Consider the following 19,365-nt stretch of genomic DNA (forward strand, 5'->3'; position numbering starts at 1 on the left):
CCGGCAGTCTCTCCGCCGGGCCCGCCGATCACTTGCCGGAGATGACGATCGTCTCCCCCGGCGAGCCCGTCGGCCCGGGCGGGTCCGACGGGTCCGGCGTGCCCGTGGGCGGGTCCGGCTCGGCTTCCGACCGGCGCGACCGGCGGATCAGCCGCGCCACGCGGGCCGGCCACCTCGGCGACGCCCCGTCCGGCGAGGGCGGCCGAGGCGGCAGACCCGGCAGGCGGGACTGCGGCAGCAGCCACAGAGCCACCACCGCGACCAGCGCACCACCGACGGCGGCGATCACCAGCGCGTAGACAGGCACCCCGCCGGATCCCTGCCCCGCACCGGTGCCACCGGAGCTTCCCCGCCGGTCACCCGTATCACCGGAGCCTTCCCGTCCCACGTCGGTAGCACCGGCACTCCCCTGCCCCATCGGCGACCGGTTAATCACCGCCGGACCCTTATCAGGGAACCCGGGCGGCCGCACCGCCCCCCAGAACGACTTCTCCGCCGACATCGGCGCCACCATCTCTGCGGGCACCGGATTGACCTTCAGCCCGCCGGGAACGGTCAGCGTCCCCACCTCGTACGGCTGGAACAGCCCCTGGACGCCCTCCACCTTCCACACCCCCTCAGGCACCACCACCGACGTGGCGTAATGCCCGGCCTCCGGCAGCGCCGTGCCGCCGAAGCGCAGGCTCTTCCCGTCCGCCCCGGTGAACCGCAGCCCGACCGCCCCGAGATCCCCCGCGAACGGATGGGAGCCGTGCTGGAGCACCCAGAACCCCAGCGCGTACGACGTCCCGCCCTCGAACCGGGACGGGGCCGGATCCAGATAGGTCACCGCCCACCCGCCGGCAGCGGCGGCGGGCAGGCCGCCCAGGGCCAGCGCCACCGTGCCGGCCAGCACGGCGGCCAGCACGGCGGCCAGCACGGCCAGAATCCTCTTCATGGGACCACCTCCGGTACAGATACACCGGAGGCGCGGCCCAGGTTCTGACGGGGGCCTGCGACATTTCCCGATACGGCGCGCACAATGGAGGAGAGGCGAGAATTCGGCGGGGAACGAGGAGGCTTGCGCCGTGTCCGCCACCGGACGCGCATATGTGACCGCAATGCTCGACGTCCTCGTTTTCGAGAACGTATTGGTGGCGTGGCGACGGAGCACGCCCTGGGGCGGATACCTGATCGTCTCGCACGAGGGCGAGGAGATCAGGTTGACCGCGCGACAGGCGGAAACGTGGGCACGGGGCGCCTTCGCCGTCTACCTGGCGCTGATCGACCAGGGCCGCATCACCCCGCGCGTCCCGCGCGGCACCGCGCAGTCGTAGCCCGCCCCGTGACTTAACCGGACCGGTGAATCCGTCCCGGAATTCCCGCCATTCCCGGCGGGCGTCCCGCAAAGGACGCGTGGCCCATTCCCGGGCCGCCGGCGGTCAGGACGACTGGTTGTTCATGAACTCCGAGATCTTCCACTTCCCGCCCTCCTTGCCGAGCAGGAACAGCTCGCGGAAGCGCGCGTCCCCCTGCTTGCTCCCCGAGCGGACGACGGCGCTCTCGCCGCCGACCGTACGCACGTCCACGATGGTGTGCACGGCCGACACCAGGTCGGTCGCGCCCTGCAACTGCTGCTGGTAGAGGCTGCGGATCGCCTTGGTGCCCTCGGCCGTGGCCTCGCCGTCCAGCTCGACCACCGCGTTGCCCGTGAACAGGCTGACGATCTGGTCCACGTTCCCCGCCTTGAGCGCGTTGAAGTAGGACTCGACCGCGCCGCGCGGCTGCCCGGCCGCCGTCGCCGTCCCGGTCGGGGACGGGCTCCTGGTGTAGGGCCCGGTCGGGGTCACGGCCGCTTTCATCGCTTGCGTACGGTCACCGCCCACGTCGCAACCGGCGACCAGGAGGACGGGGACGATCGCCGCCGGTAGAAGTGCCCAGCGCTGAAAAACCTTGCTCATGGCCGCTTTGATGCCCGCACCCGCCATGCGCGAATGCGGCGTTTGGCCACTCCGCACGCCGCCTTTAGCTCGTTGGGGTGTTACTCACGGTAACGGTTCACTGGATTTGGCTGAGACCGGTCAGAGTTGCGATCGTTGCCGCCCCGAGACCAGCGCACAGGGCACCGCCGATAGCGTCCGTCCAGTGCCGCGAATCCAGGCGAACCCCGAACCCCTCCCCCAGCGCGAGGACGCCGAACGTTGCGACAGCATCGATTCAGGACGGCGTTGCGTGTTGCCACTGACCCATCGAAGCCCGCACGTCTACCCCCCGGTGGAGACTGGAGCATAGCCCTCGGCCTGGCGTCGGCGCAGCCGATATGCCAGAACGGCATCACCCCGCTCTGAGCAGGCGGAAGACGAGCCAGTTCCCCCGTGCGAGGGAGGCGGTCCCCGGGCCCGTCGGCTAGCTTCTGGAGCCGTGGCGGTTCCCTGGAAACCTTGGAAGCCCTGGAAGGCGGTGCTCTACCAGCTGCTGGGCGCGGCGTTGCTGACGCCGGTGGCGGTGGTCCTGGCGGTGGCGCTCGTGACGGAGGTGTCCCTGGCGCGGGTGCTGCTGCTGTGGGCGGCGTGCCTGCCCGCGTCGGCGCTGGTGGCATGCCTGCCCCTGGTGCCGCGGCTGGAGGTCATCGCCCTGTCGGAGCTGCTCGGGGTGGCCGTGCCGGACCGCGCCGACCCGGTCTATCTGCGGGTGCTGACGGCGCTGCACCTGTTCGTGGGGGCGACGCTGAGTGCCGGGGTGCTGGCGCTGGCGCCCGCGCTCACCCGCCCGCAGGCCGCTCAGGGTGACCTGGCGCAGGTGTCCGTCATGGCCGTGGCCGTGCTGGCGGTGATGGTGCTGGCGGGGGCCGGGCAGCAGCGGGTGGCGCGCAGGCTGCTGCGCTCCGACCCGTCGCTGGTGATCGAGGAGCTCGGCCGCCGCCAGAGCCTGGCGCTGGAGCTGCACGACTCGGTGGGGCACGCGCTCAGCGTCGTCCTGGTGCAGGCCATGGCGGCCCAGGCGGCCCTGGGACGGCAGGAGACGGTGCCGGTGGCCCAGCGGTCGCTGGACCACCTGGTGGGCACCGCACGTGGCGCTCAGCAGGAGCTGGACGTACTTCTCGGGGTGCTCGACGAGGGCAGTACGGCGCAGGCGCCCACGCTGGCCGCCCTCGGCGCGCTCGTGCACGGGCTGGACGTGGAGTGCCGTGCCGACCCGGTGGAGCGGGTGCCGGAGGCGGCGTCGCGGGCGGCGTACGCCATCGCCAGGGAGGCGGTCACGAACGCGCTCAGGCACGGGCGGGGGCGGGTCCGGGTGGACCTGGCCGTCCGGCACCGCGCCGACCCCGAGGTGACCGCGGTCAGGGGCGGCGCTGGAAGGGGTGGGAAGGAGGTCGTGCTGGTCGTGGAGAACGAGGTGGCCGGGAGCGCGCCGCCCGGGGAGGGGCGCGGTCTGGTGGGGATGCGGATGCGGGCGCGCCTGGCCGGCGGGGTGTTCGAGCGGGAGGAGGTGGACGGCACATGGCGGGTGACGGCGACACTGCCCGCGTGAGCAGGGGGATCCGGGTGGTGCTGGCCGACGACGAGCCGCTCATCCGCTCCGGCTGGGCCACCATGCTCTCCCCGTACGACGACATCGAGGTGATCGGGGAGGCGGCCGACGGCCACGCCGCCGTCGAGCTCGGCCGCGCGGCCGACGTCGTGCTCATGGACATCCGCATGCCCCGCATGGACGGCCTGCGCGCCACCCGGGAGCTGGCCCGCCTCTCGCCGCGCACCCGGGTCGTCGTGGTCACGACGTTCGAGAACGACCAGCTCGTCTGGGGCGCGCTACGCGCGGGCGCGGCCGGCTACGTGCTCAAGCGCTCCCCCGCCGCCGACCTGGTCACCGCGATCCGGCTGCGGGACGGCGTGCTCTTCCCCGACGCGCTGCGCCGCATCGCCGCCCCGCGCCCGCGCGCCACCGCCGCCCACGACCTCACGCCCAGGGAGCTGGACGTCCTGCGTCACCTGGCCCGCGGGCTGAGCAACGCCGAGATCGCCGCCGCCCTGTACGTCACCAGGGAGACGGTCAAGACGCACGTCGGCAACGTCCTGGACAAGCTCGGCGCGAGAGACCGCACCCAGGCCGTCGTGCGAGCCTACGACCTGGGCCTGGTCCTGGCGGGCGATCAGCCGCCGACCTCCACGCCGCCGTCCGCCACCCGTACCCGGTAGATCGGCACGGACACCGCGTCCTCGTCCAGGCAGCGCCCCGACACCAGCGAGAACACCTGCTTGTGCAGCGGCGAGGCCACGGTCGGCTCGCCCTTCCTGCTGCCGACGATGCCGCGCGAGAGCACGTACGCGCCACTGAACGGGTCGAGGTTGCCCAGCGCGTGCAGCGTGCCGTCGTGGGTGCGGAAGATGGCCACCTGCTCGCCGCCCACCAGGGCGCAGACGCCGCGTTCCGGCACCATGGCCTCGTAGTCGCAGATCCGCGTCCAGCTCATCGGGCCATCACCGGCTTGATCTGGCCGCGCTCGCTGGCGAAGACGATCGACGGGTCGGGCACGCCGGGGGCGTTGACGAAGGTGACGAACCTGTTCAGCTTCTCGGGGTCGTCCAGCGTGGCCGCCCACTCGTCGGCGTACGTGGCGATGTGGTTCTCCATCTGCGCGTCCAGGTCGGCGCAGATGCCGAGCGAATCTTCCATGATCACCTCGCGGAGATAGTCGAGCCCGCCGTCCAGCGACTCCAGCCAGGTGGCGGTGCGCTGCAGCCGGTCGGCCGTGCGGATGTAGAACATGAGGAACCGGTCGATCGTCCTGATGAGCTTCTCCGAGCTCAGGTCCGTCGCCAGCAGGTCGGCGTGGCGGGGCTTGAAGCCGCCGTTGCCGCCGACGTACAGGTTCCAGCCCTGCTCGGTGGCGATGATCCCGAAGTCCTTGGACCTGGCCTCGGCGCACTCGCGCGCGCAGCCGGAGACGGCCGACTTGAGCTTGTGCGGCGAGCGCAGGCCGCGGTAGCGCAGCTCCAGCGCGATGGCCATGCCCACCGAGTCCTGCACGCCGTAGCGGCACCAGGTCGAGCCCACGCACGACTTCACCGTGCGCAGCGCCTTGCCGTACGCGTGGCCGGACTCGAACCCGGCGTCCACCAGCCGCCGCCAGATCTCCGGCAGCTGCTCGACCCGGGCCCCGAACAGGTCGATGCGCTGACCGCCGGTGATCTTCGTGTAGAGGCCGAAGTCGCGGGCCACCTCGCCGATCACGATGAGCTTGTCGGGGGTGATCTCGCCGCCGGGGATGCGCGGGACGACCGAGTACGTGCCGTTCTTCTGCATGTTGGCGAGGAAGTGGTCGTTGGTGTCCTGCAGTGTGACCCGCTCGCCGTCGAGCACGTGGCCGTTGTAGAGCGAGGCCAGGATCGAGGCCACGGCCGGCTTGCAGATGTCGCAGCCCCTGCCGTGCCCGTGTTCGGTGATGAGCTGGGAGAACGTGGTGATCTTGCGGACCCGTACGATGTCGAACAGCTCGGCCCGCGAGTACGTGAAGTGCTCGCACAGCGCCTTGCTGACCTCGACGCCCGACTTCTCCAGCAGCTGCTTGAGCATCGGCACGCAGCTGCCGCAGGTCGTGCCGGCGCGGGTGCAGGCCTTGATGCCGGGCACGTCGGTGACGCCCTTGTCGGCGATGGCCGTGCGGACGTCGCCCGCGCACACGTTGTTGCAGGAGCACACCTGCGCCTCGTCGGGCAGGTCGAGGCTGGCCCCGGCCCCGCTGAAGAGCAGGTCGGACGGCGAGGCGGGCAGCGCCTTGCCGACGAAGGGCCGCAGGGACGTGTACGGGGAGGCGTCGCCCACGCAGATGCCGCCGAGCAGCGTCTTGGCGTCGTCGCTGATGAACAGCTTCTTGTAGACACCGCCCACCGGGTCCATGTAGGTGACGTCGAGCGCCCCCGACATGGCCCCGAACTGCGCCACCTCCACACCCAGCAGCTTGAGCTTGGAGGACATGTCCGCGCCCTCGAAGCCCGAGGACCCGCCCATGATCCGGTCGGCCGCCACCTCGGCCATCGTGTTGCACGGCCCGACGAGGCCGTAGACCATGCCGCCGACCAGCGCGCACTCGCCGACCGCGTAGATCGAGGGGTCGGAGGTCAGCATCGAGGAGTCGACCACGATGCCGCCCCGCTCGCCGACCGCCAGCCCGGACGACCTGGCCAGCTCGTCACGCGGCCTGATGCCCGCCGAGAAGACCACGACCTGCGCGTCCAGCACCGTGCCGTCCGGCTTGCGCAGCCCGGTGACCTGGCCGTCCGCGGTGACGATCTCCTGGACGCCCGCCCCGGCGTGCACGCCGAGCCCGAGGCCCTCGATGTGGGACTTCAGCACCGCGCCGCCGCCCTCGTCCACCTGCCGCGGCATCAGCCAGGGGCTCATCTCGACGATGTGCGCCTTCAGCCCGAGCGCGCGCAGCGCGTCGGCGGCCTCCAGGCCGAGCAGCCCGCCGCCGACCACGACGCCCTCGACCGCGTCCTTGGCGGCCACCCGGATGGCGTCGAGGTCGTCGATGGTGCGGTAGACGAAGGCGTGCTCGGCGCCCGGCACCGGCGGCACGAACGGCGCCGACCCGGTGGCCAGCACGAGCACGTCATAGGGCTCGGTGGCGCCGTCGGCCAGGGTGACCTCGCGGGCCTCCCGGTCGATCCCGGTGACCCGGCTGCTCAGCCTCGTCACGACCCCCGCGGGCACCTCGTAGGTGAGGTCCTCCACGGTGACGCCGGAGAGGTAGGAGGTCAGTGCCACCCGGTCGTACGCCGGGCGCGGCTCCTCCCCGATCACGGTGATCCGGCCGTCGAAGCCCTTGTCCACCAGGGTTTCGACGAGCCGGTGGGCCGTCGGCCCGTACCCAACGACGACGATCCTGCTCATACTGAAATCCCTTCCTGCTCGCACAGCCAGCCGACGATGCCCTCCACGGCGTCGCGGCAGGTTCCGCATCCGGTCGTCGCCCTGGTCGCGGCCGCCACTCCGGCCACGTCGCGGGCCCCGGCCTCCCAGCACGCCCTGATCTGACCCTTGGTCACGTTGTTGCACTGACAGACCTTGGCCGCGTCCGGCATCAGCGTCGGGCTGTCGGCCACCGGCGCCGACGACAGCCCGGGGAACAGCAGCCCGGCCCGGTCCCCCGGCACCGGCGCGCCCCGGTCGAAGAGCTGGGTGAGCGTCCCCACGGCGTCGCTCTCACCCAGCAGGATCGCGCCCACCAGCCGCCCGTCGCGGATGACGAGCTTGCGGTAGGTGCCGCGGGCCCGGTGGCTGAAGCGCACCACCTCGGCGTGCTCCTCCGTGAGCTGGGTCTCGCCCATGGCGGCCAGCTCGACGCTCCTGGCCTTGAGCCTGGTGACCAGCCGGGAGCCCCGGTAGAGGGCCTTGCCGCCGGTGATCACGTCGGCGGCCACGGAGGCCTGCTCCCAGGCGGGGGCGACCAGGCCGTACACGGTGCCGTCGTGCTCGGCGCACTCGCCGATGGCGAAGATCGACGGGTCGTCGGTGCGCAGCTCGTCGTCCACGACGACGCCGCGCCGCACCTCCAGCCCCGCCGCGGCGGCCGGCCCGGTGACGGGGCGGACGCCGCAGGCCAGCACGACGAGGTCGGCCTCGATCAGCTCGCCGCCGGCCAGCCGGACGCCGTCCTCCCGCACCGACTCGGCGCTGACGCCGGTGCGGATCTCGACGCCGAGCCCGGCGAGCGTCTCGCCGAGCACCTCGCCCGCCTCGACGTCGAGCTGGCGCTCCATGAGGTGCCCGGCCAGGTGCAGCAGCGTCACGGGCAGGCCGCGCCCGGCCAGCCCGCGGGCGGCCTCGATGCCGAGCAGGCCGCCGCCGACGACCACGGCCCTGCGGGCCTGGTCGGCGGCCTCCATGATGCGCTCGCAGTCGTCGAGCGTGCGGAACGGGATGGCCCGCTCCACGCCGGGGATCGGCGGCACGACGGCCTCGCTGCCCGTGGCCAGGACCAGCAGGTCGTACGGCTCGCGCCGCCCGCCCTCGGTCACCACGTGCCTGGTCTCCCTGTCGATGTGGGCGACCGCGTCGCCGAAGGCGGCCTCGACGTTGTGGGCGTCGTACCAGGAGGATTCGAGCAACCTCACCTGCTCGGGACGCGAGCTGCCGGCCAGCACGTTGGACAGCAGCACCCTGTTGTACGGCTGGCGCGACTCCGCGCCGAAGATCGTGATCCTGATGTGCGGGTCCCTGGTCCGTACCTCGCTGACCAGCCGCGACCCGGCCATCCCGTTGCCGACGACGACGAGCCTCATGTGTCCCTCTCCACCCTGACCGCGCAGACCTTGAACTCCGGCATCCTCGAGGTCGGGTCCAGCGCCGGGTTGGTGAGCCGGTTGGCGCCCTCCCAGTGGAAGGGCATGAAAACGGTGTCGCGCCTGATGGCGTCGCTGATCCTGGCCACGGCCTTCCCCTCGCCTCTCCTGCTGCTGACCCGTACGACGTCCCCGGGCGAGATGTCGAGCTGCTCGGCGAGGTCCGGGTGCAGCTCGACGAACGGCTCGGGAGCCGCCTGGACGAGCGGCGCGATCCTGCGGGTCTGGGCGCCACTCTGGTAGTGGGCGAGCACCCGTCCGGTGCTCAGGTAGATCGGGTAGTCCGCGTCGGTCTCCTCGGCCGCGGGCCGGTGCTGGACGGGCACGAACCTGGCGCGGCCGTCCGGGTGGGCGAAGGAGTCGAGGAACGGGCGCGGCGTGCCGGGGTGCTCCGGCTCGGGGCAGGGCCAGAAGACGCCCTTCTCTTCGGTGATGCGCTCGTAGGTGATGCCCGAGTAGTCGGCCGCCCCGCCCTTGCTCGCCCGGCGCAGCTCGTCGAAGATCTTGACCGGCTCGGTCTCCAGGCGGTGCCCGAGCCGCTCGGCGAGCCCGGCGAGCACGTCGAGGTCGCTCCTGACGCCCTCGGGCGGGGCCACGGCCCGGTTGCGGAGCAGGACGCGGCCTTCGAGGTTGGTCATGGTGCCGGTCTCCTCGGCCCACTGCGTGACCGGGAAGACCACGTCGGCCAGCGCCGCGGTCTCGGACATGACGAAGTCGCAGGTCACCAGCAGGTCGAGGGAGGCGATGCGCTCGGCCACGTGCTCGGAGGCGGGCGCGGAGATCACGGGGTTGGAGCCGAACAGCAGCAGCGCCCGCGGCCCGCCGGGGGTGCCGAGCGCGTCGAGCAGCTCGTACGCCGACCGCCCCGGCCCCGGGAGGCTGTCCGCCGGGACGCCCCACACGCCCGCGACGTGCTCGCGGGCCGCCGGGTCGTCGATCTTGCGGTAGCCGGGGAGCTGGTCGGCCTTCTGCCCGTGCTCCCTGCCGCCCTGGCCGTTGCCCTGCCCGGTCACGCACCCGTACCCGGAGCCGTGCCGCCCGGGCAGGCCCAGCGCCAGCGCCAGGTTGATGAACGCGCTGACCGTGTCGGTGCCCTTGGCGTGCTGCTCTGCGCCGCGGCCGGTCAGGATGTACGCGTTGCCCGCCGCGGCCAGCGCCCGGACCGCCTGCCGCATCCGGTAGACCGGCACCCCGGTGATCCGCTCGACCCGCTCCGGCCACCAGGCGGCCAGCGAGGTGCGGACCTCCTCGAACCCGGTGGTCCTGGCCGCCACGTACGCCTCGTCCACGAGCTCGTCGGCGATGGCCAGGTGCAGCATCCCGAGCGCCAGGGCCAGGTCGGTGCCGGGCGTGGGCTGCAGGTGCAGCCAGGCCTGCCTGGCCGTCTGGGAGCGCCGCGGGTCGATGACGATCACCCGGGGGCCCGACAGGTGGCGCACGAACGGGGGCATGGTCTCGGCGACGTTCGCGCCGGCCAGCAGCACGACGTCGGCCTCGGCCAGGTCGGTGATGGGGAACGGCATGCCGCGGTCCATGCCGAACGCCTTGATCGAGGCGGCGGCGGCCGACGACATGCAGAAGCGGCCGTTGTAGTCGATCTGGCTGGTGCCCAGCGCGACCCTGGCGAACTTGCCGAGCGTGTAGGCCTTCTCGTTGGTGAGCCCGCCACCGCCGAACACGGCCACGCCGTCGGGGCCGTGTTCGGCGCGGATCGCGGACAGCCGCTCCGCCACGTGGTCGAGCGCGACCTCCCACTCCACCGGCTCGCCGTGCAGGAGCGGGGTGGTCAGGCGCTCGCCGTTGGTGAGCAGCTCGCCCGCCGTCCAGCCCTTCTGGCACAGCGCGCCGGAGGCGTTGGCAGGGATGTCGGTCCTGGGGCTGATGGCCAGTCCCGGGCCGATCTCCATGCCGCACTGGAGTGCGCAGTACGGGCAGTGTGTCTTCACGGGCTCACTCATCGGGTCAGACCCGGGCATAGGCGAGGCTGGCCACGACCGAGGCGCCGACCTTGCGGGTGTAGCACCACCAGGTCAGGGCGAAGCAGGACACGTAGAAGGCGCCGAAGGCGAGGAAGGCGGGCGCCGGGGTCCCGGCCGCGGCGAACGACATCCCGAACGCCCGGTTGATGAGGAACCCGCCCAGCGCTCCCACCGCCGAGATGATGCCGATGGCGGCCGAGGCCTGGCGCTTGCCGTACAGCAGGGACTCCTCGCCCTCGCCGCGCTCGGCGACGGCCTTGGCCTGGAAGATGGCCGGGATCATGCGGTACGTGGAGCCGTTCCCGATGCCGGCGGTGACGAAGAGGAGCTGGAAGGACAGGAAGAACATCCAGAAGTTGCCGGAGGTGCTGGCCGCCCAGACCAGCAGCACGCCGCCGCCCATCCCGGCGAAGTTCCACAGCGTGACGGGGGCGCCGCCGAGCCTGTCGGCCAGCCAGCCGCCCACCGGCCTGATCAGCGAGCCCAGCAGCGGCCCGACGAACGCCACGGCGGCGAACGGGGCCTCGGGGAAGAGGCTCTTGCTGAGCAGCGGGAAGGCCGTGGAGTAGCCGATGAACGAGCCGAAGGTCCCGATGTACAGGAACGACATGATCCAGGTCTGGGCCTTGCCCGCCACCGCGAGCTGCTCGCGCGGGTTGGCCCTGGCGCTGGTGAGGTTGTCCATGAAGAAGAAGGCGCAGGCGCCGGCCACGACGATGAACGGGATCCAGAACCACCCGGCCGCGGCCAGCCCGAGCGAGCCGATCACCAGCGGCATGACGAGCTGGACCGAGCTGACGCCGATGTTGCCGCCCGCGGCGTTCAGCCCCAGGGCGACCCCCTGCTTGTGGCGGGGGTAGAAGTAGGTGATGTTGGCCATGCTGGAGGCGAAGTTCCCCCCGCCGACCCCGGCCAGCGCCGCGATCACCAGGAACAGCCAGTACGGCGTCTCCGGGTTTCCGACCGCCACGCCGAGCAGCACGGCCGGGATGAGCAGCAGCGCCGCGCTCACCACGGTGAAGTTGCGCCCGCCGAACTTGGCCGGGCCGAACGTGTAGGGCACGCGCAGCACCGAGCCGACCAGGTTGGGCAGCGCGACCAGCCAGAAGAGCTGGTCCGTGGAGAACTTGTAGACCCCCATCTTGGTGGCCACGATGCTCCACAGCGTCCACACGGTGAAGCCGAGGTGCTCGGCGACGATCGAGAAGATCAGGTTGCGCCGTGCGACGCGCTTGCCTGAGCTTTCCCAGAAAGCTGGGTCATCGGGGTGCCACTCGGCGATCCAGCGCGCCATCGGCTTTCTCCTACGTTCGGCGTCCGGGGGGAACTCCAAAGTAGGAAGCGCGCGTTACGCACTTTGACGATCCGTGGCTGTGCGTTCGTTACGTGTGATTCACCGGCGTAACAAGCCACGCACATGCGTCACGGAGGAAACCTGCTCGTAATACGGGCTGATGATCAGCCGTAATCTTACGCGTGGCTTGTCACGATACGTGAGCGATCAGTCCTGGCGGTCGGCCAGGCGCCGCAGCGGCTCGTCGGTCAGCCGGTACTTCAGCCACTCGTCCTGGCGCACCGCGCCGAGCTTGTCGTAGAAGCCGATGCTGGGCTCGTTCCAGTCGAGCACCGACCATTCGAAGCGCTGGTAGCCGCGCTCGGCGCAGATCCCGGCCAGCTCCTTCATGAGCGAGACCCCGTGGCCGCCACCCCGGTGCCGGGGGCGGACGTACAGGTCCTCCATGTAGATGCCGTGCACGCCCCGCCACGTCGAGAACGTCAGGAACCAGAGCGTGAAGCCGGCCACCTCGCCGTCGTGCTCGGCGATGTGGACGAACGCGGCGGGCCGGTCGGAGAAGAGCGCGGTGTGCAGCTGCTCCTCGGTGACCCTCGCCTCGTGCGCGGCCTTCTCGTACTCGGCGAGCTCACGGATCATGTTGACGATTTCGGGCACGTCGGCGGGTGTGGCGGGGCGAATCATGGCACCCAGCGTATGGCCCTCTCCGGATTGAACCCGCCCAGTGTGTCAAACGTCGTAGTTGTCAGAACGGTATTCGGGGACCGTGGCAGACGCTCAGGCAAGGTATCGGACAGGGGAGCGGAACCGATGGGCGTTGCACAGCAACCGGGGGTACTCCTGCCCTCGTGCCCCGATCTCAAGCTGGCCCTCGTGCTGGGCGAGCGGGCGCTGTTCGTGAACGGCGACCTGCAGACCGCACGGCGCTGGTTCGACTCGGCGTACCGGCTGGCCGAGCTCTGCGGCGACCCGTCGTCGCTGGCGCGGGCGGCCCTGGGGCTGGGCGGGATCTGGGTGCACGAGCACAGGACATGTGCGGAGTCGGAGATGGTACGCGCCCGCCAGCGGCACGCGCTGTCCTTGATCGACCCCCGCTCGTCACCGGCCCTGCGGCTGCGCGTGCGGTTGCGGGGCGAGGAGGACTACCGCGCGGGCCGGCACACCACGATCATGGAGCTGCTGGCCGAGACCAGGGGCTCCGGCGACGGGGCGGCGCTGGCCGAGGCGCTGAGCCTGGCGCACCACTGCCTGCTCGGCCCCGAGCACGCGGCGCTCAGGCTGGAGCTGGCGAGCGAGCTGATCGGCCAGGCGGCCGTCACCGAGCGCAGGGGCGACCTGCTGATGGGCCTGCTGTGGCGGACGGTCGACCTCTACCTGGCCGCGGACCCGCACGCGGAGCGCGGCCTGGAGGAGCTGCGCGGCCTGCTGACCGGCCACGACCACCTCGCGGTCGGGTACGTGGTCGAGGCGATCGAGGTCATGCTGACCATCCGCGCGGGCCGCTTCGCCGAGGCCGAGAAGCGGGCCGGCGAGTGCTTCGAGCGCGGCGTGGCCGCCGGCGACATGGACGCGACCGGCTGGTACGGCGGCCAGCTCGGCGCCATCCGCTGGTTCCAGGGCCGGGCCGCCGAGCTGCTGCCCGTGCTGTCGGACCTGGTCAGCTCGCCCACGCTGAGCCCGATCGACAACTCGTACCTGGCGGGCCTGGCGCTGGCCGCGGCCGTCGCGGGCGACCGGCGCGCGGCGGCCGGGCACCTGGCCAGGCTGCGCGTGGAGGAGATGCCGGGGTCGAGCACCTGGCTGCTCTCGATGTACTGCGTCGTGGAGACCGCCCACCTGCTGCAGGACCCGGACACGGCCGCCCGCGCGTACGCGCTGCTGCGCCCGTTCGCGGACCTGCCGGTGGTCGCCAGCCTGGGCGTGGCCTGCTTCGGCTCCGCGCACCACTCGCTGGGCATGGCCGCGCTCACCACCGGGGACCTGTCCACGGCGGTGGAGCACCTGCGGGCGGCCGTGCGGGGGAACTTCGCCTTGGGGCACTGGCCGGCCGCCGCGCTGTCGAGGTGGCGGCTGGGCCAGGCGCTGGCGCTGCGCGACGGGACGCGGGACAAGGCGGCCAACCGGGAGCAGGCCGCTGCCGCGCGGGAGGCCCGGGAGCTGGGCATGGTGCTGCCGTCCGTGGTCGGGCGCTCGTCCTCGGGGCAGGACGGCTGCCGCTTCCGCAGGCACGGGCGGCACTGGCAGGTCGAGCTGGCCGGGCGGCTCGCGCTCGTCGACCACAGCGTCGGGATGGCGCACCTGGCCACGCTGGTCGCCAATCCGGGCCGGGAGGTCCTCGCCGCCGACCTGGCCGCGGGGTCGTGGACGCGCGAGCCCGAGGGCGGGTCGGCCCAGCCGATGCTGGACGACCAGGCCAGGGACACCTACCGGCAGCGGCTGGGCCAGCTGGAGGCGGAGATCGACGAGCTGGAGTCGATGAACGACCTGGAGCGGGCGGCGGGGCTGCGGCTGGAGCGCGAGTGGCTGGTGGCGGAGCTGACGGCGGCGACGGGCATCGGCGGTCGGGCGCGGCCGTTCACGGGGAGCGAGGAGCGGGCCAGGATCGCCGTGGGCAAGGCGATCAGGCGGGCGCTGGCGCGGATCTCGGCGGTGGACCAGGCGATCGGGGAGGAACTGCGCGCCACGGTGCAGACGGGGCTGCGCTGCTGCTACCGGCCCCGGTAGCTGACCTGCGGCGGGACCGGCCCTCGGGGCGGAGCGCGGTTCCCATCCGGGAGACTGTTCCCATGGAACAACGCATGTTGGGACGAACAGGACGCCAGGTGGGCACGGTCGGCCTCGGCGCGTGGCAGCTCGGCGCCGACTGGGGCCAGGTGACGGAGGACGAGGCGTTCGCCACCCTGGGGGCCGCCGTGGACGCCGGGGTCACCTTCATCGACACGGCCGACGTCTACGGCGACGGCCGGAGCGAGCAGATCGTCGGCCGCTTCGCCAAAGGGCGGCCGGAGCTGACCGTGGCCACCAAGATGGGCCGCCGGCTGGAGCAGATCCCCGCCAACTACGTGATGTCCAACTTCCGGGTCTGGAACGAGCGCTCGCGCCAGAACCTCGGCGTGGACACCCTCGACCTGGTCCAGCTCCACTGCCCGCCGACCCCGGTGTACTCGACGGACGCCGTGTTCGACGCGCTGGACACGCTGGTGGCCGAGCAGAAGATCGCCGCGTACGGGGTCAGCGTGGAGACGTGCGAGGAGGCGCTGACGGCGATCGCGCGGCCGGGGGTGGCGTCCGTGCAGATCATCCTCAACGCGTTCCGGCTCAAGCCGCTGGAGCGGGTGCTGCCCGCAGCCCGGGCCGCCGGGGTGGGCATCATCGCCCGGGTCCCGCTGGCCAGCGGCCTGCTGTCCGGCCGGTACGACGAGCACACGACCTTCGGCGCGGACGACCACCGCACCTACAACCGGCGGGGAGAGGCGTTCGACGTCGGCGAGACCTTCTCGGGCGTGGACTTCCGCACGGGCCTGGAGGCGGTCCGCCGCCTGGTTCCCCTGGTGCCGGAGGGCCTGACGATGGCCCAGTTCGCGCTGCGCTGGATCCTCGACCAGCCCGGCGTGTCGGTGGTGATCCCCGGCGCCCGCAACACGTCCCAGGCCACCGCGAACGCGGCCGCCGCGTCGTCCGCGCCGCTCCCGCCGGCCACGCTCGAAGCGGTCGAGGCCGTCTACGACGACCTGATCCGGCCGCAGGTCCACGACCGCTGGTAGGCGCATTGACGGGGCGCCGTCCCCGCCGCCCACGCCTCCCCTCCGGCTGCACGGCCGAGCCGTCGGCACCGTCTCCTACACCGGCATCTCGCCGCACACCACGGTCGGCTTCTGGGTCGAGACCCGAGGGTGACCGCGCCGGATCCCGGGCCTCGCCCGCACGGCAGTCGCTGGGCGCGGCCTCCCGCCAGGTCGTCCTCCACCCGATCGGGGAGCAGCACGGCCTGGCCGGTGCGGTGAGACCCGCGTGGCGGCGGGGTGAGGCACGGGTGGCCGCGACGGCGCGCGGACCATGATTGTCGGTGGCGGCGCGTAGCGTCGCGGCTGTGAATCGCACCGACCGGCTCTACGCACTCGTCGAAGACCTGCGCGCCATCGCGCCCCGCTGCCGCTCCGCCCGCGAGCTGGCCAAGCGGTTCGAGGTGAGCGTGCGCACGATCGAGCGCGACATCACCGCCCTGCAGGAGTCAGGGGTGCCGATCTACGCCGAGGCGGGCCGCAAGGGCGGTTACGCGATCGACAAGAAGATGTCCCTGCCCCCGCTCAACTTCACCCCGGCCGAGGCGGTGGCCATCGCGGTGGCGCTCAGCCAGGCCGGCGACCAGCCGTTCGGCCGGCAGGCCCGCAGCGCGTTACGCAAGGTCGTGGCCGCGATGCCGGGCTCCGAGGGCGATCTGGCCAGGGAGCTGGCGCGGCGCGTGCAGCTCGTCCACCACCCGCCGGAGCCCGGCTCCCCCGAGGTCCGGCCGCTCGGGGGCGAGGGCATCTCCCGGGCCATCGAGGAGGCGCTGCTGCGGCGGCGCGTGCTCAGGCTCGAATACGCCGACGCCAAGGGCGCGCTGACCTCGCGGGACGTCGAGCCGGGGGTGTTCCTGGGCGGGCGGGGCGGGTTCTGGTATCTCGTGGCCTGGTGCCGGTTACGCGATGACGTACGGGTCTTCCGGCTCGATCGCATCGCCGCCGCGACCGTGACCGCCGAGCGCAGCCCCGACCGGCCGCTCGAAGGCTTCGCCGCCGACGTGCCCAACATGATCGTGGACACCGCCGTGCTCGACTAGTCAATCGAAAACACCGACATAGGGTTGTCGCCACAGCGTTAGATCGTTGCTTTGTTCGAGAAAGGTTCAGTGACGAGGAGACGACGATGGACAACACCGTGACCTGGTTCGAGATCGCGACCGACGATCCCGAAGGCGCCCAGGCGTTCTACGGTGGGTTGTTCGGCTGGACGTTCAGCGCCGGCGAGGGGCCGATCGACTACCGGATGATCGGCTACCCGGGCGGCGAGCAGCCCGGCGGCGGGCTGTTCAACACCAAGGGCGAGTTCCCGGCGCACGCGATCTTCCACGTGCAGGTGGCTGACGTCGAGGCGGCCTGCGCGAAGAGCGAGTCGCTGGGCGGCAAGGTGATCACGAAGGTGATCGACGACGGCGCCGGCACCGACTTCGCCTACCTGCGTGACACGTCCGGGAGCGTCTTCGGGGTCTTCCACCGCAGGTGAGCTTCCCCCCACAGGTGAATCACCCGTTCGAGGGCCGGGGAGAACGCCTTCCCCGCAGACCCCCGGCGTACGGACGGGCCGCTTCCTAGGAGCGGTTCACCCCTTGCCCTGGGCACGCCGCCGATCGCCGAGCGGCGGCGCGTCCAGGGCCCATCCCCGTGTCAGAAGGCGGCCTTGGACAGCCAGCGCTTGAGGAGGTCGGCGTCGCCGTACACGGTCAGCGCCTCGGGCGAGCGCCGGCCGTAGAGCATGAGCAGCAGGTCCTGGGCCGTCCCCTGGACGGCGCAGTCGCCCTTGGTGTGCCCGCGCGCCCAGTCGACCGTCCCGGCCGGGCCCTGGGTGATGGTCCACTCGCCGTCGGCGTCGTTCGCGTGGAGGTGGATCGTGGCCCCCTCCGCCTCGAGCTCCGCCAGCGACCGGGTCACCCAGGTCGCGTACGGCAGGTTGTGCAGGAATTCCTCGATGCCGTCGATCGCGACCTCGGCCGGGACGACCGGGTCGATGCCGAGCGCGAGCTCCGCGTCGACCCGGTGGATCACCAGCTCGAAGAGCATCCGGCGGGGCCACCACGACGCCTGCCGGTCCGGGCCCCACGTCCACACCGCCAGCGTGGGGTCGGTGTCGCCGAGCGTGCCGAGCAGCTCCGCCGCCCCGGCGGCCAGCCAGGCCGCGTCGCCGCTCTGCCCCTCGGCCAGCCCGCTGGGCACCTGGCGCGACCAGATCCGCTCCTGGACCTGGTTGCGCAGCACGTGCACCGCCCAGCGGTGCGTCTGGCCGACGTGGGTGATCAGCTCGGCGAGTGTCCATCCCGGGCACGTGGGCACCGGGACGGACAGGTCCGTGGCCAGGGCCGCCAGGCGGGCGGTCTCGGCGTCGATGAGCGAGTCGTATGTCACAGGCCCCACCCTAGGCCGCCGGGCAGGTCGCGCCCTTCTGCGGGAGCTTGCCGTCGATCAGGAACGAGTCCACGAGCTCCAGCACGCACTTGCTGCCCGACAGGTAGGCGCCGTGCCCCTCACCCTCGTACGTCACCAGCCTGGCGGTCTTGAGCTGGGCCGTCAGCTTGGGCGCCCACTCGTACGGCGTGGCCGGGTCGCCCTTGCCGCCGATCACGACGATCGGCGCCGAGCCGGTGGCGTTCACGTGCCGCGCCTGATCGCTGCCCTTGGCCGGCCAGACCCGGCACAGCCCGCCGGACCCCTCGCTGCCGAACAGCGGCGAGATCTTCATGGCGGCCGCCTCGGTGCGGCGCAGCTCGGCCTCGCTGGGCCGCTCGGAGGTGTCCACGCAGGTGATGGCCGGGAAGCTGGTCATCTGCGTGGAGTATTTGCCGTCCTGGGAGCGGCCGGTGTAGGAGTCGGCCAGGTAGAGCAGCGCCTCGCCGCGCCCCTTGATCGCCTCCGAGAGCGCCTGCTCCAGGAAGGGCCAGGTCAGCTCCGAGTACAGCGCCGCCGCCACGCCCGTGGCGGCCAGGCCCTGGGTGAGCTCGCGGGTGCCGACCTTCAGCGGCTGGGTGGTGAGCTGGTTCAGCAGCTTGTCGACGTTCGCGTTGGCGGTCTCCTGGTCCTTGCCGATGTCGCACTTGTTCTTGACGCACGAGCGCAGGAAGCTCTCGTACGCCTTCTGGAACCCGCGCGTCTGCACCAGCGTGCGCTGCTCGAACGTCACCGTCGGATCGAGCGGCGCGTCGAGCACCATGCGGCCGACCTTCTTCGGGAACTCGGTGGCGTACACGGCGCCGAGCTGCGTGCCGTACGACATGCCGATGTAGTTGAGCTTGGGGTCGCCGACCGCGTCGCGGATCCGGTCCATGTCGCGGGCGGCGTTCACGGTGCCGATGTACGGGAGGATCTTGCCGGAGTGCTGCTGGCAGAGGGCGGCGAACTGCTTGTTGGCCGCCGCGGTCTCCTGGTGGGTCTGGCTGTCGGACGGCAGCGTGTCCAGCGCGGTGAACCTGTCCATCTCCACGGTGTCGCCGCAGCGCACGCCGGAGCTGCGCTCCACGCCGCGCGGGTCGAAGCTGATCAGGTCGTATCGGGCGCGCAGCCCGGTGAGCGCCTTGGCGGCCTGGTCGAGCGTGTCGACGCCGGAGGCGCCGGGACCGCCGAAGTTGAAGACCACCGAGCCCAGCCGGTTCTTGCCGGTGGTGGGCAGTTTGATGAGCGCCAGGTCCAGCTTCTCGCCGTCGGGCTTGTTGTAGTCCAGGGGAACGGCCAGCTTCCCGCACCGTACCGAACTGTCCTGGCTGGCCGGTGGCTCACCGCCGGGACGCTTGATGTCGGTGCACGGCCCCCAGCTGATCGTGCCGGTGTCCGCCATCGACTGCGTGGCGGGCTCGGCCGGCACGGTGGAACAACCGGCGACGACCGGGATGAGCAGGGCGGCTAGGACGCGTCGCATAAACAGACTTCTCCCTCGTCTCTCAGGGGGAAGTAGTGCCCACAATACGTGACGCCGCACCATACCTGGGTGAGGCGGCACGTACCCCTCCTGAACGTGCCGC

Annotated in this window: 17 protein-coding genes; 7 read left to right on the top strand and 10 right to left on the bottom strand. The window is 71.9% G+C overall.

The window, feature by feature from the left end; translation table 11 throughout:
- Window positions 1–28: 28 nt before the first annotated feature.
- Window positions 29–937 carry a hypothetical protein gene (locus AB0L65_RS32580; RefSeq protein WP_364253020.1) on the bottom strand — a complete coding sequence of 303 codons (909 nt, stop codon included), beginning with the start codon at window positions 935–937 and terminating at the stop codon, window positions 29–31.
- A gap of 130 nt (window positions 938–1,067) precedes the next feature.
- On the opposite strand from AB0L65_RS32580, the gene AB0L65_RS32585 reads away from it, so the two are divergent.
- The gene (locus AB0L65_RS32585; RefSeq protein ID WP_364253023.1) at window positions 1,068–1,316 is read left to right on the top strand and encodes a hypothetical protein; all 249 of its coding nucleotides are present in this window, start codon (window positions 1,068–1,070) and stop codon (window positions 1,314–1,316) included.
- A 105-nt stretch (window positions 1,317–1,421) separates the two neighbouring features.
- Here AB0L65_RS32585 and AB0L65_RS32590 read toward each other — a convergent pair whose 3' ends face one another.
- On the bottom strand, window positions 1,422–1,940 hold the full coding sequence (locus tag AB0L65_RS32590; RefSeq protein ID WP_364253026.1) for a nuclear transport factor 2 family protein: 519 nt from the start codon (window positions 1,938–1,940) through the stop codon (window positions 1,422–1,424).
- A 460-nt stretch (window positions 1,941–2,400) separates the two neighbouring features.
- On the opposite strand from AB0L65_RS32590, the gene AB0L65_RS32595 reads away from it, so the two are divergent.
- Both AB0L65_RS32595 and AB0L65_RS32600 read left to right on the top strand, forming a co-directional pair.
- Window positions 2,401–3,510 carry a histidine kinase gene (locus AB0L65_RS32595; RefSeq protein WP_364253029.1) on the top strand — a complete coding sequence of 370 codons (1,110 nt, stop codon included), beginning with the start codon at window positions 2,401–2,403 and terminating at the stop codon, window positions 3,508–3,510.
- Complete coding sequence (locus tag AB0L65_RS32600; RefSeq protein WP_364253032.1) at window positions 3,507–4,175, top strand: response regulator transcription factor; 669 nt, start codon at window positions 3,507–3,509, stop codon at window positions 4,173–4,175. The genes AB0L65_RS32595 and AB0L65_RS32600 overlap by 4 nt, the downstream gene beginning before the upstream one ends.
- Here the strand turns inward: AB0L65_RS32600 and nirD are convergent.
- The 6 genes from nirD to AB0L65_RS32630 form a co-directional block, all read right to left on the bottom strand.
- Window positions 4,130–4,450 (bottom strand): nitrite reductase small subunit NirD, encoded by a 321-nt coding sequence (gene nirD / locus AB0L65_RS32605; RefSeq protein ID WP_364253035.1) that lies wholly within the window; start codon window positions 4,448–4,450, stop codon window positions 4,130–4,132. The two genes, AB0L65_RS32600 and nirD, sit on opposite strands and share 46 nt — an antisense overlap.
- Window positions 4,447–6,873 (bottom strand): nitrite reductase large subunit NirB, encoded by a 2,427-nt coding sequence (gene nirB, locus AB0L65_RS32610; RefSeq protein ID WP_364253038.1) that lies wholly within the window; start codon window positions 6,871–6,873, stop codon window positions 4,447–4,449. Before nirB ends, nirD begins: the two co-directional genes overlap by 4 nt.
- Complete coding sequence (locus AB0L65_RS32615) at window positions 6,870–8,264, bottom strand: FAD-dependent oxidoreductase (protein WP_364253041.1); 1,395 nt, start codon at window positions 8,262–8,264, stop codon at window positions 6,870–6,872. Before AB0L65_RS32615 ends, nirB begins: the two co-directional genes overlap by 4 nt.
- Window positions 8,261–10,282 (bottom strand): molybdopterin oxidoreductase family protein, encoded by a 2,022-nt coding sequence (locus AB0L65_RS32620; RefSeq protein WP_364253044.1) that lies wholly within the window; start codon window positions 10,280–10,282, stop codon window positions 8,261–8,263. The genes AB0L65_RS32615 and AB0L65_RS32620 overlap by 4 nt, the downstream gene beginning before the upstream one ends.
- Window positions 10,283–10,286: 4 nt before the next feature.
- Window positions 10,287–11,597 carry an MFS transporter gene (locus AB0L65_RS32625; RefSeq protein WP_364253047.1) on the bottom strand — a complete coding sequence of 437 codons (1,311 nt, stop codon included), beginning with the start codon at window positions 11,595–11,597 and terminating at the stop codon, window positions 10,287–10,289.
- 207 nt (window positions 11,598–11,804) lie between these two features.
- Window positions 11,805–12,281, bottom strand: a complete 477-nt coding sequence (locus AB0L65_RS32630; protein ID WP_364253050.1) for a GNAT family N-acetyltransferase — start codon at window positions 12,279–12,281, stop codon at window positions 11,805–11,807.
- Between the two features lie 126 nt (window positions 12,282–12,407).
- Here AB0L65_RS32630 and AB0L65_RS32635 point away from each other — a divergent pair, with 126 nt between their 5' ends.
- The 4 genes from AB0L65_RS32635 (at window position 12,408) to AB0L65_RS32650 (ending at window position 16,862) form a co-directional block, all read left to right on the top strand.
- Window positions 12,408–14,321: a hypothetical protein gene (locus AB0L65_RS32635; protein WP_364253053.1), complete on the top strand. Its 1,914-nt coding sequence runs from the start codon at window positions 12,408–12,410 to the stop codon at window positions 14,319–14,321.
- A gap of 62 nt (window positions 14,322–14,383) precedes the next feature.
- Window positions 14,384–15,361, top strand: coding sequence for an aldo/keto reductase (locus AB0L65_RS32640; RefSeq protein ID WP_364253056.1), 978 nt, complete (start codon window positions 14,384–14,386; stop codon window positions 15,359–15,361).
- Between the two features lie 326 nt (window positions 15,362–15,687).
- A complete protein-coding gene (locus AB0L65_RS32645; protein ID WP_364253059.1) occupies window positions 15,688–16,419 on the top strand; it encodes a YafY family protein in 732 nt (243 codons plus the stop codon).
- Window positions 16,420–16,505: 86 nt separating this feature from the next.
- On the top strand, window positions 16,506–16,862 hold the full coding sequence (locus AB0L65_RS32650) for a VOC family protein (RefSeq protein WP_350723113.1): 357 nt from the start codon (window positions 16,506–16,508) through the stop codon (window positions 16,860–16,862).
- Between the two features lie 161 nt (window positions 16,863–17,023).
- Here the strand turns inward: AB0L65_RS32650 and AB0L65_RS32655 are convergent, their stop codons facing one another.
- A complete protein-coding gene (locus tag AB0L65_RS32655) occupies window positions 17,024–17,758 on the bottom strand; it encodes a maleylpyruvate isomerase family mycothiol-dependent enzyme (RefSeq protein ID WP_364253062.1) in 735 nt (244 codons plus the stop codon).
- Window positions 17,759–17,768: 10 nt separating this feature from the next.
- On the bottom strand, window positions 17,769–19,262 hold the full coding sequence (locus tag AB0L65_RS32660) for an alpha/beta hydrolase (protein ID WP_364253065.1): 1,494 nt from the start codon (window positions 19,260–19,262) through the stop codon (window positions 17,769–17,771).
- Between the last annotated feature and the right edge of the window lie 103 nt (window positions 19,263–19,365).

Source organism: Nonomuraea sp. NPDC052116 (genome assembly GCF_040680035.1).
Taxonomy (GTDB): domain Bacteria; phylum Actinomycetota; class Actinomycetes; order Streptosporangiales; family Streptosporangiaceae; genus Nonomuraea; species Nonomuraea angiospora_A.

Coding starts and splice junctions, on each gene's coding strand:
- AB0L65_RS32620 (WP_364253044.1), bottom strand. CDS start 10,282: ATGAGTGAGCCCGTGAAGACACACTGCCCGTACTGCGCACTCCAGTGC.
- AB0L65_RS32590 (WP_364253026.1), bottom strand. CDS start 1,940: ATGAGCAAGGTTTTTCAGCGCTGGGCACTTCTACCGGCGGCGATCGTC.
- AB0L65_RS32640 (WP_364253056.1), top strand. CDS start 14,384: ATGGAACAACGCATGTTGGGACGAACAGGACGCCAGGTGGGCACGGTC.
- nirB (WP_364253038.1), bottom strand. CDS start 6,873: ATGAGCAGGATCGTCGTCGTTGGGTACGGGCCGACGGCCCACCGGCTC.
- AB0L65_RS32635 (WP_364253053.1), top strand. CDS start 12,408: ATGGGCGTTGCACAGCAACCGGGGGTACTCCTGCCCTCGTGCCCCGAT.
- AB0L65_RS32625 (WP_364253047.1), bottom strand. CDS start 11,597: ATGGCGCGCTGGATCGCCGAGTGGCACCCCGATGACCCAGCTTTCTGG.
- AB0L65_RS32615 (WP_364253041.1), bottom strand. CDS start 8,264: ATGAGGCTCGTCGTCGTCGGCAACGGGATGGCCGGGTCGCGGCTGGTC.
- AB0L65_RS32650 (WP_350723113.1), top strand. CDS start 16,506: ATGGACAACACCGTGACCTGGTTCGAGATCGCGACCGACGATCCCGAA.
- AB0L65_RS32580 (WP_364253020.1), bottom strand. CDS start 937: ATGAAGAGGATTCTGGCCGTGCTGGCCGCCGTGCTGGCCGCCGTGCTG.
- nirD (WP_364253035.1), bottom strand. CDS start 4,450: ATGAGCTGGACGCGGATCTGCGACTACGAGGCCATGGTGCCGGAACGC.
- AB0L65_RS32630 (WP_364253050.1), bottom strand. CDS start 12,281: ATGATTCGCCCCGCCACACCCGCCGACGTGCCCGAAATCGTCAACATG.
- AB0L65_RS32660 (WP_364253065.1), bottom strand. CDS start 19,262: ATGCGACGCGTCCTAGCCGCCCTGCTCATCCCGGTCGTCGCCGGTTGT.